The following is a 14,332-nucleotide window of genomic DNA, read 5'->3' as shown; positions in this document are numbered from 1 at the left end:
CACAGCAGCTGCCCCGGACAGATGCGACCGGGCAGCAGGTCGTCAAGGTACTGGCGTCTTCAATGCCTGATAGAAACCGTCAACATGCTCTCCATGCACATTCTGGTCTGACTGCGTCATCAATGACACCAGTGGTATCACAACAATCGGTACCAGTGTCGTGAAATACGCAGCAACATCTGTTTCCAGATGAAAGATGAAAGTATTGGCAGCCCAACCGACCAGGCCCAGACCGTATCCGCTGGCAATACCCCAGAACACTCCCTGCTCTGTCGTTTTACGCCAATAGAATATAAAGCCGATGGCTAATGCAGGAGGCACAACCATCGCGAAACCAAGCAGCAGCAGCTCCAGCACAGAACTGATTGGTAGCACACAGGCAAGCGCACCGGCAAACAGCCCGTAAATGATGCTGGTGATACGATAGTTTTTCAATTTGCGGGCAGGAGTATAGTCCTTTGAGCCCGGAATCCAGTCGTTTACAAACAATGTAGCGCTGGACAGCAGAATCGGGCCTCCTGAGGAGATAAGTGCCGCGAGTACCGCTGCCAACGCAATGCCGCCCACAATGGGTCCGGTGTCGGTTGCGATACGGGTTATGGTGGCATAGCTTGTAATACCACTATCGGTTCCGTACCTGGCCACTGCTTCTATGCCGATAATGGACGCCAATACCGGCATCAAAGCGGCCAGCAGACCGGCCAGCAGGAACGCGGGAACAAGCAAACTTTCTTTGCGCGCCGAACTTGAATAATTCACGTAAACAGATGCAGCCGGCGTATGAATCACTGCCGAAAAGAACATGGCGATAATGGGGAACCAGCCCAGACCAATAAAACTCCACCAACTGGCTGGTTCCACGTCCGAATTCATCAGAGCAGCGTCTACTTTCTGTTTGATTCCGCTGGGACCGCCCAGCTCAGCGCCGGCCAGAATCGCAACGGAAAGCAGACCGAAGGTTACCACGACAACGTGAATGACATTGGTGGCTGAGGCGCCGCGCAGCCCGGAAAGGGTTGTGGAGCTGATAATAATCAGCGCACCCAGCATGATGGCCACTTCCCGGTTTATACCAAACACAGCGCTGATAATGATGCCTATCAACAAGGGCTCCAGAATATTGATTATCAGATATTCGGTTTGCACGCACAGACTGGTGAGCCTGCCATTACGCAAGCTGCCATGACGACGCACAAACAGCTCGCCAATAGTGGTCAGGCGCAATCGCCGGTATGGCACCGCAAAAAAGACCCCCACCAGCGCCAACGCCAGAAAGGAATTGACGCCATACCACATATTCCAAACGCCTGTGCTCATGGTATCGCCGGCAACCCCGTATGTGCCGGCACCGCCGATACGCGTCCCGGCAATGCCCGCCGCGATAAGCCACAAGCCCATGCCACCGCCACCAATTGCCCAGTCATCCGAACTGTCGCTACGCCTGGTCAGATACATGCCAACCAATGTAACCACAACCAGGTAGGCGATGATCGTAATACCTGCCGAATCCATGCTGTTCCCCCCTCGGGACAATTCTTGTGTTCAAAACAGAGCGCGGATTCTAGCCTGAGCGGCTGTTCGAAGTTAACCAAAAATGTGTAGCAATACGAAACGAGGAGCAATCGTTCGGTTGAAATACTGCGGTTTGCCCGCTAGCGCAGTGCCTACCGGTTTTGGCGCCTTCCCGACGTAGCGCCGGGCGCGGCACTACAATCAAATCCAGGCGACGGGAGCAGCGGAGAAAGGAGCGACGAAAACTTGAGGAGGACGCCTCCGCTGCTCCCGTCGCCGACAAGTGCTGTCAGTGAAGCCAGGCTGTCAATACAACACGACGCTGCGGATTGACTTACCTTCGTGCATCAGATCGAAGGCGTCATTGATCTTTTCCAGCGGCATGGTATGCGTGATCAGATCGTCAATGTTGAGACGCCCTTCCATGTACCAGTCAACGATTGTGGGCACATCCGTACGGCCGCGTGCGCCACCAAATGCGCTGCCGCGCCAGACCCGACCGGTTACCAGCTGGAACGGCCGGGTGGAGATTTCCTGGCCTGCACCGGCGACACCAATGATGATGGATTCGCCCCAGCCCTTGTGGCAGGCTTCCAGCGCCTGGCGCATGGTGTTGACGTTACCGATGCATTCGAAGGTGTAATCAGCGCCTCCATGAGTCAGATCCACGATGGCTTCTACGACATTGTCGACCTCTTTGGGATTGATAAAATCAGTCATGCCAAACTTGCGCGCCAACTCCACTTTAGCCGGATTAATGTCAACGCCGATAATCTGTCGGGCACCCACCAGACGTGCCGCCTGTATTACATTGAGACCTATTCCGCCCAAACCGAATACAACAACGCGCGAGCCAGGCTCCACCTTGGCATCAAAAATGACAGCGCCAACCCCTGTGGTCACGCCGCAACCGATATAACACACCTTGTCCAGCGGTGCATCGCTGCGAATTTTTGCCAGGGCAATCTCCGGCAGTACCGTGTAGTTGGAGAAAGTCGAACAGCCCATGTAATGCAGAATGGGTTTACCATCCAGCGAGAATCGACTGGTGCCATCAGGCATCAGGCCCTGACCCTGGGTGCTGCGAATCGACTGACAGAGATTGGTTTTGGGATGCAGACAGTACTCGCATTCCCGACATTCTGGCGTATACAACGGGATCACCGTATCGCCGGGTTTCAGTGACTTGACGCCAGGACCGACTTCTACAACAACCCCCGCACCTTCGTGTCCCAGAATGGCCGGAAAGGCACCCTCGGGATCGTCGCCGGACAATGTGAATGCGTCGGTGTGACAGACGCCAGTGGCTTTTAACTCCACCAGGACTTCACCCGCCCGGGGTCCCTCCAGATCAACCTCGATGATTTCCAAAGGTTTGCCGGCTGCAAAAGCCACAGCTGCCCGTGTTTTCATGACAATATCTCCCAAGCTCGTTCAATTCAGTTTCATTCAGTTCAGCAAAGCCGAATTACCACCTATGCAGACAGATGCTGCGCATGAAAGCGCAAATGAGCTTCTATGAAGGTGGCAATAAAATAATAGCTATGATCATAACCAGTCTGCATACGAATCTGGACATGATCCAGATGTTTACTGACGGCGACCAGATTGTCCGTCAACAATTGCTCTTCTAAAAAACCATCAGCGCTGCCCTGATCGACCAGCAGAGGCAGATCCAGTCCCCTCGACCGAAGCAGCTCAACACTATCGTACTCTGCCCAGGTGCTTCGCTCGGCACCCAGATAGTGCGTAAAGGCCTTTTCGCCCCAGGGACAGACCATCGGGTTAACAATAGGCGAAAACGCGGATACTGAGCTGTATTGCTTTGGTAACTTGCATGCAATCGAAATAGCGCCGTGACCGCCCATGGAGTGACCACTGATGGCTTTCCGCTCTGTCACAGGAAAGTGAGCGTCGACCAGGGTTGGCAACTCCTCGGTGATATAGTCATACATGCGATAGTGTTCTGACCAGGGTGCCTGGGTCGCGTTCAAATAGAATCCGGCCCCCTGGCCCAGATCATAAGACTCATCATCGGCCACTGCATCTCCACGCGGACTGGTGTCCGGAATCACCAGTGCCAGCCCCAGCTCAGCCGCCACGCGCTGCGCCCCCGCCTTGGTGCTGAAGTTCTCGTCGCTGCAGGTCAAACCTGAGAGGAAATACACGCTTGGCACCTTTGTATCATCGGTTGCCGCCGGCGGCAGGAACACTGAAAAATGCATCTCACAGTTCAATACTGCAGATTGGTGCCGCACACGAATCTGACGTCCACCAAAGGTTTTAACGTCGCTGACACGTTCGAAAAGACTGGAATTTTCACTGGACATAAATTCGGATACCCTCATACTTCGAATCATTACAAGATAAACCATGGCGCCATAAAATGACACACACCAGCCAGGGCAGCTATAAAGCCAGCACCGCGATTGCCGTGGTGATCGCCAATATGATTGGCACCGGTGTTTTCACCAGTCTTGGCTATCAGATCATCGACATCAAGTCCACATTCGTGCTGCTTATGCTGTGGCTGGTCGGCGGTATTGCAGCACTTTGCGGAGCTCTGACCTATGCGGAACTGGCAGCGCGCCTGCCACGTTCGGGTGGCGAGTATAATTTTCTCAGCCGCATCTATCATCCGTCGATCGGCTTTGTGTCTGGCTGGGTATCACTGACCGTTGGATTTGCCGCACCCACCGCATTGGCCGCCATGACCTTTGCCGCCTACCTGGACTCGGCTTTGACCGGTGTTGAACTCAATCGCATGGCGCTGGCCCTGGCGCTGGTATTGGTGGTTGCCTATACCCATGGGCGCAATCACAAGGCCAGCGGCGGCCTTCAGAACTGGTTCACCCTCATCAAGATAATACTGATCATCGGTTTTGTGCTGATCGTCAGTGCTACCGTATCTGAGCCTCAGGCTGTCCACTTTCTGCCGGACGCAGGCGATGGCGCCTTGTTGACCAGCGGCGCATTTGCCGTCGCACTGATCTACGTCAACTACGCTTACACGGGCTGGAATGCGGCGACCTATATCACCGGCGAAGTCGACAACCCGGGGCGCTCGGTGCCGCTGGTGCTGATAGCCGGAACGAGTGTTGTTATTGTGTTGTATCTGGCCCTCAATGCCACATTTCTGTACGCCGTCCCCATGGAAATGCTGGAGGGACGCATTGAGGTCGGGGTCATTGTAGCGCAGCAGACATTCGGCCAGACCGGCGCATTGGTGATGGGCGGAGTCTTGTCGTTGCTGCTGATTTCCACGGTCAGTGCCATGCTGATGGCAGGTCCGCGGGTTCTGCAGGTCATGGGGGAGGACTTCCGCTTGTTCCATCGGCTGTCTATTCGTCACGCCGATGGTGTGCCGCGAATCGCAATCTATACTCAGGCAGCGCTGACTGTATTATTCATTATCACCTCAACATTTGAATCAATCCTGGTTTTCTCCGGCTTTATTCTGGGGCTGAGCTCACTGGCAACCGTACTGGGCGTGTTTGTGCTGCGTTTCCGACAAGGCAAAGATCAGCAGGAGGGCGACAGTGGCTACCGTACATGGCTGTACCCCATGCCACCACTGATCTACAGTACCATAGTCATCTGGACACTGACTTTCATTACGCTGAACCGGCCGCAGGAGGCCGCCATTGCATTGGCAGTCATTGTGCTGGGATTTATCAGTTACTGGCTTACTGAACGCGTCTCTCGCTGATGCACACTGAACTGACATAAATAAAAACACATATGACAACATGGAGCACCTATGCAACTGACACGACAGCTTTTTAACTTTATTACGCTGGCGGTGTTGCTTGTATTTCTGGCAGCCTGCTTACCGCAAACGGACGACTCAAATCCGGCACCATTGACCGAGCAGCAACGTCTGCAGGCCCGGGCCGAGCGGGTGGAGATTGTGCGGGATGACTTTGGCGTGGCACATATCTATGGCGCAACCGACGCCGATGTTGTGTTTGGTTTCCTCTACGCTCAGGCTGAAGATGATTTCCCCCGCATTGAACGCAATTACACCTGGGCGATCGGCCGGCTGGCAGAGGTTGAAGGTGAGTCAGCCCTGTACAGTGATCTTCGAGCACGTCTTTATATGAGTGAAGAAGAAGCCCGCCAGGCCTATGAACAGGCACCTGAATGGCTGCAACAATTAGCGGATGCCTTTGCCGACGGATTGAACTACTACCTGATGTCAAATCCACAGGTCGAACCAAAACTGTTGACACGTTTTGAAAACTGGATGCCGTTCTACTTTTTTGAAGGCTCCATCGGCGGCGATATTGAACAGATCCCGTTGCGTGGTATCGAGGCGTTTTACAGTCAGGCCGAGAGCCTGCAGTCCGTGCTACCGCCTGTACAGGACAGCGTTCCTGACCCAAATCTGATCATCCGGCATCATGCCGACGAGCCGCTGGCTAACGCCATCTTTGATGAGCCCGCCGGTTCCAACGGGTTTGCAATCAGCGGGGATGTCAGCGCCACCGGCAATGCCCTGCTGCTGGTCAATCCGCACACCAGCTTCTTCTTTCGCGGTGAGTATCACCTGGTCAGTGATGAAGGGTTAAACGCCTACGGCGCATCAACCTGGGGGCAGTTCTTCATCTATCAGGGATTTAACGAACACAACGGCTGGATGCACACCAGCACCGGCGCTGACTTTATGGATGAGTTCGTACAGCAGGTGGCCAATGACAATGGCGAGCTGAAATACCGCTACGGCGATGAATGGCGACCGTTGTCAGTATCACGTGTCAATCTGCGATACCGCGATGGTGATCAGATGTCAGTGCGCTCATTCCCGGTTTATCGCACTCATCAGGGCCCGGTCACGCACCTCAACAATGGTCAGTGGGTGACCACCCGAATTAACTGGAACCCGGTTGATGCATTGCGACAATCCTATCTTCGAATGAAAACCAGCAATCTGGATGAATTCCTGGACATGATGGACATTCGCACAAACTCCTCCAACAACACGGTCTATGCCGATGCTGACGGCAATATTGCCTATTTCCATGGCAATTTTATGCCCCGCCGCAATCCGCAAATTGACTATTCACAACCCGTTGACGGCAGCAATCCGGCCACTGACTGGAACGGTGTGCACGAGGTTGACGAAACCATTATGGTCGTCAATCCGCCCAATGGCTGGTTACAGAATACCAACAACACACCGTTCTCAGTTGCCGGTGAAAACAGTCCGGACCCCGATGATTATCCTGTTTACATGGCCCCTGATGCGGAAAATTTCCGTGGCGTACAGGCCGTGCGCCTGCTCTCTCAGGCTTCAGATCTTACCCTGGAGTCATTACTGGACCTTGCCTATGACCCCTACATCAATGGCTTTGAACAACTTGTTCCGGGACTGATCAGCGCCTGGCAGGCAAATGCCGCAGACTGGCCACAACTGGAGCAGCCGATACAGGCACTGGCCGATTGGGATTTTCGGGTCAGCACTGAAGCCGTCGGGATGACGCTGGCGCATTTTTACGGCATGAATGCAGCGCAACGCATCGATACACCTGATGGACTGAGCCAGATGCAGCAGATCAACTGGCTGGGCACTGACAGCCCGGCATCTGAACGTCTTCAGGTGTTCGCCGACACCGTGGCGGAGCTCGATGACAAATTCGGCTCATGGAACACTGCGTGGGGTGAGGTCAATCGCTTCCAGCGTCTCACCGGTGAAATTAATCACCCCTACAATGACAACGAACCCAGCCTGCCCGTTGGTATGGCATCATCACGCTGGGGTGCCCTGGCCTCTTTCGGGGCTCGCGCCTACCCTGGCACAAATCGTATTTATGGTTCATCCGGCAACAGCTTTGTTGCTGTGGTGGAATTTGGTGAGCGACTGCGCGCCAAATCCATATTGGCGGGCGGACAGAGCAATGATCCGCAGTCACCGCATTTTGATGACCAGGCGCAGCGTTACGTAGACAGAGATTTCAAGGACGTTGCCTTTTACCCGGAAGATGTAGAGCGCCGCACGCAGCGACGCTACCATCCGGGAGAATAAGCCAGACTTACCACACGGCCTGGGTTGCTTGCCCGGCAACAAGGTACCAAGCAACAAACAATGCATTGATCAGGGCACCCGGCAGATAACTGCCGGTGTGCCGCCAGGCGCAGGTGGAAATCACTGATACGATCAAAAGCAGGGGCACAAACTGAATCATCACGATGGTATTGAGCGGTTCAGCCGGGGTCAGCAAAACCCCGCGCAGAAACAGACTACCGTATTGCAGCAACAGAAAAATCAGGAAACCGCCTGCCATGATCGCCGCATTACTCAGATACTGCCGCGTGACAGAATCACCCGCAACAGACATACCACCATGCAGGGCGCGACCTGCCAGCACAAAAAATACAAACAGCGGAGGCAGATAGACAAGCGCAATCTGAAACTGTGTCAAATTCAGCAATTTCAGACCCACAAACCAGAAACGGAAGTCGACTTTAAAAAAGAAGTCAGCCAGCAATAGCGTCAGGTAACCCGCACTGACAACAAGCACCGCCAACAAGGCAGACTTGATCAATGGTATTTGTTGAAATGCTACTTTATCAGTCTTGATGACCAGGCCCAGACCACTCAACAACAGACCGTTAACCACTGCCCAGACAATCAACTGATTGCTGATAAGCTGTGGCAGCCAGCTATTGGCCGGTAGCCAGTTGCCAGCCAGCGAGAACAGCGGATAAAAGGTCGCCACCGGAATGATTGCACTGAGCACAGCAGCTCCCCACCACCTGGCTGATCGCTCAGGCCAGGCATTGCCCTGTGGCAATGCACGTAAGCCGGTAAATGCTGTGGTGTTCAGCAAAGCTGTCATGACACCGCACAGCAGAATAACCAGACCAATAAACGCCGTCAGAGTACCCAGCTCCTTAAAAAACCAGATCTGCCCGACAGCGGATCGACCACCCTCCAGGGTCCTGTCAAACCAGTCAATGGTGTGGCGGATAGACTGATGTGACAGGTGATTGCCCGGATGAGTCACCGGGGGATTGTGGAATATTCTGGCCGTGCCCTGTGCGATATTCCCATAAAGCCGGCCTTGCTCAATACGCTGATCCGTACCAAACAGAGTCTGTAGTTTGGCACTGTCAGCCGCCTGACTGCCCCGCTCTACTTCCCACATTAATGGCGAAAATTCGTCATACTGAGCAAACACCACCGCCACATTGCGTGGCCAGTCGGCAGTGCCGGGGGCGGAAAATCCGCTGCCGGTACTGGAGCCCTGCAAGACGATGGACTTATAGGCATCCGGCATGGCAGCCGCTGCGGCCAGGATGGTCCAGCCGCCCATGGAATGGCCTTCAAGGCCAATATTGTTGTTATCCACGATATCCAGCGAACGAAGATAGGCCAATGCCGCCGGACCACCGAAGCCGTTTGAAAACGCCGGACCGTCTGAATAGCCGTGACCACTCTGATCCAGCGCCAGCACTACATAACCACGCCGCGCCAGCTCAATGGCAAAACCAGCCTGTACCTCACGGGAATTGATATAACCATGCACCGCCAGGACGCCAGGTGCCGGCGTTTCAGCCGTTGCGCCCGGCGGAACATACAGCAGGCCGCTCAAGGTTTGGCCATTGCTGCCAGTAAACCGCAGATCCTTGATGCTGACATCGCCTGCTGTCTGAATCAGATGTCCCAGCAGTGAGCCTAGAAAAATCAACAGACTCCCCAGCATGATCAGGTTTTTTTGTGATGCCATTGGTCCATCCTCTGCACTCTGACTATCAGTTATTGTTTTTTAAGTCTGTTCTTGTCCCTGTACATGCGTGTATCCGCTGCCCCCAGCAACTGATCGGCTGTCACCCCGTCGTCAGGACAAAGCGCCGCGCCAATGCTGACCTCTACATGGTAAATGCCACTGGGCATGGTCAGAGGGCCATTCAGGTGACTGCGGATGCGTTCAATCAACAGATCCAGACTGTTATTGTTGTCAATATGGCGCGCCAGCACGACAAACTCATCACCACCAAGTCGACCGGCAAAATCGGACTCGCGAATCGCATTCTGCAATCGCAGCGCAACCTCGCGCAGCAGAAAATCACCCGCACTGTGACCAAAACTGTCATTGACCTGCTTGAAATCATTCACATCGATCATGATCACCGCAAAGCGCTCCTCGCTTCGCCTGTGGTCCGTCAAACTTTGACCAATCAGTTCATCGATACTGCGCCGGTTAGGCAATCCGGTTAGCGCATCCTCCCGCGCCAATTGCAGCACCTGCAGGCGCGAGCGGTAATAACAGGCCACACTGAGGCCAAAAATCCAGGCCACATGAGTCGTCACCCCACCAAACAGATACCATTGGGTTGCCGGAGACTCCACACCCAGCATTACCTGATGATTGCCGGTCACCGCCAATAGCCAGCGCCAGCCGATGGTTAACGTCAGCAGTAACCCACTAACGGAGGCCAGCAGATTGGCCGTGCGCTCCTCCCTGGATTTTGCACCACAAAGCAGAACCACGGCCGAAACCAGCGAGAAGGTCATCGTAAAAGAATCGTGGAAGATATAACGCGGTGCCGGATCCAGTCGATTAATCCAGGAGCCGATGATAAAGACAGGTATCAGCAACAACATGGCGTTCCAGCGCCGCCGCGAGCTGTAACCCATAAAACGCAGGGAGCCTTCCATGACCAGCAGATTGGCAGGCAGACTGATACTGTTGCTGACAAACGGTCCCCAGCCTTCAGCCCAACTTAGCTGAGCATTGAGCAGCAGGGTTATTGACGAAAAAATATTCAACAACGTGCCATACATCCAGAACTTGACACCGGGCAATTTGCTGTTGATACGCCAGATGAGGTAAATCACCAGAAATGACGTAAATCCCTGGGTGATGAACAATAATGATAGCGTGCTGATATCAAGCTGCATTGTTGTTATGTATCGTCCGGTGCAGTTTCTCGTGTGAAGTTTAGCGCAGCCAGCCCGGCAATACGACCACTGGCCAGACATGCAGTCAACAAGTATCCGCCAGTCGGCGCTTCCCAGTCCAGCATTTCACCGGCACAGAATACGCCCGGCAACCGTCGCAGCATCAAATGCCGGGTCATTTCCGACTCAGGAATACCGCCGGCTGTGCTGATCGCCTCGTCCACGGGGCGCGTCGCCCTGACCGTCATCGGCAGGTGTTTAATCGCCTGAGCAAGCAATACTCGATCACGCAAGGAGTCAGGTGCCAGCTCCCTCAGCAGGGCTATTTTCACTGCCGACAGTCCCAGACGTTTACGTAAAAAATTACTCATGGACATCTTGCCCTGAGGCAGACTGATCTGACGGCTGATCTTCTCATCAGTCCAGTCCGGCAACAGATCCCAGTGCAAAGTACATTGCCCGCGACTATCAATTTGATCACGGATTAATGCTGAAAAGTGATAGACCAGACTTCCTTCTATCCCCTGCCGGCTGATGGTTGCTTCGCCGATGCGGTGTCTGACACTGTCACCCGCGTCAACAGAAAGCCTGACCGCCTTCAATGCCGCACCTGCGAAACGCTCGTTAAAATGTTCTGTCCAGTTAAAATCAAATCCACAATTGGCAGGACGCAATGGCAGGGACTCAATACCTGCTTTGCTTAACAGTGCCCGCCACTGACCGTCTGAACCCAATCTGGACCAGCTGCCACCTCCCAGTGCCAGCACACATACACCGGTCCGAACAGTCAGCCCGCCATCCGGTGTGGTGAAGTGAAATCGATAGTCATCACCGTCACGTTGCAACCCTGTCCATCGGTGCCGGGTTCTGAACTGCACACCATTGTCCTGCAGCCGTCCCAGCCAGGCGCGCAGCAGAGGTGACGCCTTCATCTGCGTCGGGAAGATGCGACCGGAACTGCCCACAAACGTCTCCATACCGAGATCTGTCGCCCAATCCAGAACCTGCCGGGTGCCAAATTCATCCAGCCACGGGTTCACCGGCACGGAACCAGAGAAGTGAGCGCGAAATTTTTCTTCCGACTCACTGTGAGTCAGATTGAGGCCACCGATACCAGCCCGCAAGAATTTGCGCCCGATTGAAGGCATAGCGTCACATACCACAATCTGCCCGAGTTCCCGGGCCAGCTGCTGCGCCGCCATTAAACCGGCCGGACCACCGCCAATGACAAGGGCCGGCACACTGATTTCAGTCGCGTTCAAGCTGTCAGTTAACTCCATTGATCGGTGTACTCAATCATGCGGGCGCTGATCCCAGATTCAGACAGCGAATGCCCGGCATCCGCAACAATGTGCAAATGCGAGTCAGGTAATGCTTTATGCAGCTGCCAGGCATTTTCCACCGGGCAGATCACATCGTACCGGCCATGCACAATCACTGTGGGGATATGACGGATTGTAGCTGCATTCTCCAGCAGGTAATTGTCAGTGGGGAAAAAGCCCTTGTTAGTGAAATAATGACACTCAATTCGGGCAAAGGCCTCAGCAAAATGCGCATCACCAAATTGTTGTGCTGCACCAGAATCAAACATCAGCTTTGACGTAGAACCTTCCCAGATCGACCATGCCTGCGCTGCCTGCCGTCGCACCTGCGCATCATCCGAGGTCAGGCGACGATAATAGGCGGCGACCAGATCGGAGCGTTCATTTTCAGGAATCGGCGCCAGATACTGCTCCCACAAATCGGGAAACAGGCGTGAGCACCCCTGCTGGTAGAACCAGTCAATTTCCTGTTTGCGAAGCAAAAATATGCCTCTAAGAAACAGCTCGGTGCAAACCTGAGCGTGTTTGATGGCGTATGCCAGTGACAGGGTCGACCCCCAGGAGCCGCCAAACACCGCCCACCGGCGTATTTGTAAATGTTCACGCAGACGCTCGATGTCGTCCACCAGATCCCAGGTGGTGTTTTCCCTCAATTCGGCAAACGGCGTACTGCGTCCGCAGCCACGCTGATCAAACAGCACAATGCGCCATTTCTGCGGATCGAAATAACGTCGGTGATCGGCGGTACAGCCGCCACCTGGGCCCCCGTGCAGAAATACGACTGGTTTACCCTGAGGGTTACCGGCTTCTTCGAAATACAGAGTATGTAAAGGGGAAACAGCCAACATACCGCTGTTGGACGGTTCGATAGGAGGATACAGGCTTGTCATGACAGGTCCGTTCGGCTATTGCTTCAGCTGATGATAGTTCAACTGCTGAGAATACCCTGCAATGAAGTCTTCTGCACGGAGTGATTTACTGTACAGCCAGCCTTGCGCATACCGGACACCGTGTTCTCTCAAAAATTGGGCCTGACCTTCAGTCTCTACCCCCTCGGCCACTACGTTAAGGCCCAGGGCTGCCGCCATTTCAATAATATGCAGTACGACGCGGCTGGTAGCGGCCTGACGATCAATCGCTTCTACAAACAAGCGGTCTATCTTCAGGCAGTCAAATGGCATGGATTCCAGATAGGACAGACTGCTGTAGCCGGTACCAAAATCATCCACCGCCACCGGGATATTGTGATCATTCAATTGCCCCATCAACTGACGCGCCTTGTCCGGATCAACCAGCATCCGCTCGGTCAGTTCGACCATCAATTGTCCCGAGCCCAGCTTATTGCGCTCAATCATGTCGAACAGACGCCGGGCAGTTGTGTCTACCTGGATATCGCTGGCAGAGAAATTCATGGCAATCATCATCAGCGGGTGATCACCGAGGAATTGGGCCATGTCCTTTTCTATTATGGCAATGACCTGCTCTGACAGTCGACTGATCAGGCCGCTGTTTTCGGCCACAGGAATAAATACATCAGGATAGATGACTTCACCATTGCGGCGGCGCCAGCGCAACAGCGCCTCTGCACCTGTCCAGCGCCCGGTCGCCAGCTCAATGACCGGCTGGTACTCCAGATAGAATTCATTGCGCCGCAGACCCTGACGGATCTGCGAAGCCATAGACACCTGCTGCCTGGCCAGATAAAGCAGTCCCAGGGTCAAAATCAAGGCCGCCAGCAGAGAAAACGGGAGTAATCGCCAATTAATCTGACGCACCCGCTCGTCCAGATATCTTAAAGGCACTGCGGCGATCGCACCTGTCAGAGTTACCTGATCAGACAACAACGCAGCCACTACGTACCCATTATCAACAAACTCAGTGGAACGTCTGCCCTCAATCCGGTCAATCCAGCTTGCAGGCACATCCCCACTGGCAGTTCGTAATTCCCCGTTGAGGGGATTAAAGGTTGCCAGAATGGCACCGTCGATACCAAGCGCCATATCAACGGCCTGATTGCGATGCGCCATGGCGATAAATCCATTCCTGGCGATAGAGATATACGGCACGCCCTCGGCCTCAAGCAGAGGCGCTGTATAACGCAGAGCAGTACCCTGAACGGTAATTTCTGCAGGATCTCCCAGATCAATAGGTGGCTGATGCAAGCCCAGGGAAGAACATAACAAACGATTATCAGAAGAAGCACCAACCGCCTTCAGGAATTCCCCCCGGAGACTGAGTTGCCGCATGCGCAATATCATGGCATCTGAACAAACATCATCCGCATTAACCGCAATCAGCGTGTCAATAGCCTCCTGCATTTGCGAAACAGCCCGGTCGGAGCGCTGGGCTACCACATCGGCATAACCCCGAACCCTCTCCTGCTCGGCAGTGAGTCCCTGCTGGCGGGCCAGATACAACGATAGCAGTGGCGGCCCAAAGGCCGTCATTAAAGTAAGAACAGAGATGAGCAGAACAACTCTGAATCGGCGCATATTAACGATGAGTCATGCGGCAATTACTCCGGGTAAGTGCTCTTTATTATTTTATGAAACCATCCTAGGACAGTCTTAGCCAACTGTCACCCCCACGAAGG

Annotated in this window: 10 protein-coding genes; 2 read left to right on the top strand and 8 right to left on the bottom strand. The window is 54.1% G+C overall.

What is annotated here, in order from left to right:
• Positions 1-42: 42 nt before the first annotated feature.
• The 3 genes from PS2015_RS04720 to fghA all read right to left on the bottom strand — a co-directional run bounded on the left by PS2015_RS04720 (position 43) and on the right by fghA (position 3,860).
• The gene (locus PS2015_RS04720; protein WP_058021140.1) at positions 43-1,512 is read right to left on the bottom strand and encodes a sodium:solute symporter family protein; all 1,470 of its coding nucleotides are present in this window, start codon (positions 1,510-1,512) and stop codon (positions 43-45) included.
• A 306-nt stretch (positions 1,513-1,818) separates the two neighbouring features.
• Positions 1,819-2,925: an S-(hydroxymethyl)glutathione dehydrogenase/class III alcohol dehydrogenase gene (locus PS2015_RS04715; RefSeq protein WP_058021139.1), complete on the bottom strand. Its 1,107-nt coding sequence runs from the start codon at positions 2,923-2,925 to the stop codon at positions 1,819-1,821.
• 62 nt (positions 2,926-2,987) lie between these two features.
• Positions 2,988-3,860 (bottom strand): S-formylglutathione hydrolase, encoded by an 873-nt coding sequence (fghA, locus tag PS2015_RS04710; protein ID WP_237113383.1) that lies wholly within the window; start codon positions 3,858-3,860, stop codon positions 2,988-2,990.
• 38 nt (positions 3,861-3,898) lie between these two features.
• On the opposite strand from fghA, the gene PS2015_RS04705 reads away from it, so the two are divergent.
• Positions 3,899-5,221, top strand: coding sequence for an APC family permease (locus PS2015_RS04705; RefSeq protein ID WP_082627963.1), 1,323 nt, complete (start codon positions 3,899-3,901; stop codon positions 5,219-5,221).
• A 51-nt stretch (positions 5,222-5,272) separates the two neighbouring features.
• The gene (locus tag PS2015_RS04700) at positions 5,273-7,537 is read left to right on the top strand and encodes a penicillin acylase family protein (RefSeq protein WP_058021138.1); all 2,265 of its coding nucleotides are present in this window, start codon (positions 5,273-5,275) and stop codon (positions 7,535-7,537) included.
• Between the two features lie 7 nt (positions 7,538-7,544).
• Here the strand turns inward: PS2015_RS04700 and PS2015_RS04695 are convergent, their stop codons facing one another.
• The 5 genes from PS2015_RS04695 to PS2015_RS04675 are packed head-to-tail and all read right to left on the bottom strand — an operon-like array spanning position 7,545 to position 14,231.
• Entirely contained in the window at positions 7,545-9,242 is a 1,698-nt protein-coding gene (locus PS2015_RS04695; RefSeq protein ID WP_237113382.1) for an alpha/beta hydrolase family protein, read from the bottom strand.
• Between the two features lie 29 nt (positions 9,243-9,271).
• Positions 9,272-10,417, bottom strand: coding sequence for a GGDEF domain-containing protein (locus PS2015_RS04690; RefSeq protein ID WP_058021137.1), 1,146 nt, complete (start codon positions 10,415-10,417; stop codon positions 9,272-9,274).
• A gap of 5 nt (positions 10,418-10,422) precedes the next feature.
• Positions 10,423-11,679 carry a BaiN/RdsA family NAD(P)/FAD-dependent oxidoreductase gene (locus PS2015_RS04685; protein WP_335338255.1) on the bottom strand — a complete coding sequence of 419 codons (1,257 nt, stop codon included), beginning with the start codon at positions 11,677-11,679 and terminating at the stop codon, positions 10,423-10,425.
• A gap of 8 nt (positions 11,680-11,687) precedes the next feature.
• A complete protein-coding gene (gene pip, locus PS2015_RS04680) occupies positions 11,688-12,629 on the bottom strand; it encodes a prolyl aminopeptidase (protein ID WP_058021135.1) in 942 nt (313 codons plus the stop codon).
• A gap of 15 nt (positions 12,630-12,644) precedes the next feature.
• Complete coding sequence (locus PS2015_RS04675; protein WP_058021134.1) at positions 12,645-14,231, bottom strand: EAL domain-containing protein; 1,587 nt, start codon at positions 14,229-14,231, stop codon at positions 12,645-12,647.
• Positions 14,232-14,332 lie beyond the last annotated feature (101 nt).

Origin of the sequence: Pseudohongiella spirulinae, from assembly GCF_001444425.1 — a bacterium.
Taxonomy (GTDB): domain Bacteria; phylum Pseudomonadota; class Gammaproteobacteria; order Pseudomonadales; family Pseudohongiellaceae; genus Pseudohongiella; species Pseudohongiella spirulinae.
The sequence above is the reverse complement of the archived record's forward strand: the minus strand, read 5'-3'. Positions and strand labels throughout refer to the sequence as shown.

What these genes read in the sequence shown, in the direction of transcription:
- PS2015_RS04675 (WP_058021134.1), bottom strand. Translation starts at nt 14,231, where the DNA reads ATGCGCCGATTCAGAGTTGTTCTGCTCATCTCTGTTCTTACTTTAATG.
- PS2015_RS04690 (WP_058021137.1), bottom strand. Translation starts at nt 10,417, where the DNA reads ATGCAGCTTGATATCAGCACGCTATCATTATTGTTCATCACCCAGGGA.
- PS2015_RS04705 (WP_082627963.1), top strand. Translation starts at nt 3,899, where the DNA reads ATGACACACACCAGCCAGGGCAGCTATAAAGCCAGCACCGCGATTGCC.
- PS2015_RS04720 (WP_058021140.1), bottom strand. Translation starts at nt 1,512, where the DNA reads ATGGATTCGGCAGGTATTACGATCATCGCCTACCTGGTTGTGGTTACA.
- pip (WP_058021135.1), bottom strand. Translation starts at nt 12,629, where the DNA reads ATGACAAGCCTGTATCCTCCTATCGAACCGTCCAACAGCGGTATGTTG.
- fghA (WP_237113383.1), bottom strand. Translation starts at nt 3,860, where the DNA reads ATGAGGGTATCCGAATTTATGTCCAGTGAAAATTCCAGTCTTTTCGAA.
- PS2015_RS04700 (WP_058021138.1), top strand. Translation starts at nt 5,273, where the DNA reads ATGCAACTGACACGACAGCTTTTTAACTTTATTACGCTGGCGGTGTTG.
- PS2015_RS04695 (WP_237113382.1), bottom strand. Translation starts at nt 9,242, where the DNA reads ATGGCATCACAAAAAAACCTGATCATGCTGGGGAGTCTGTTGATTTTT.
- PS2015_RS04715 (WP_058021139.1), bottom strand. Translation starts at nt 2,925, where the DNA reads ATGAAAACACGGGCAGCTGTGGCTTTTGCAGCCGGCAAACCTTTGGAA.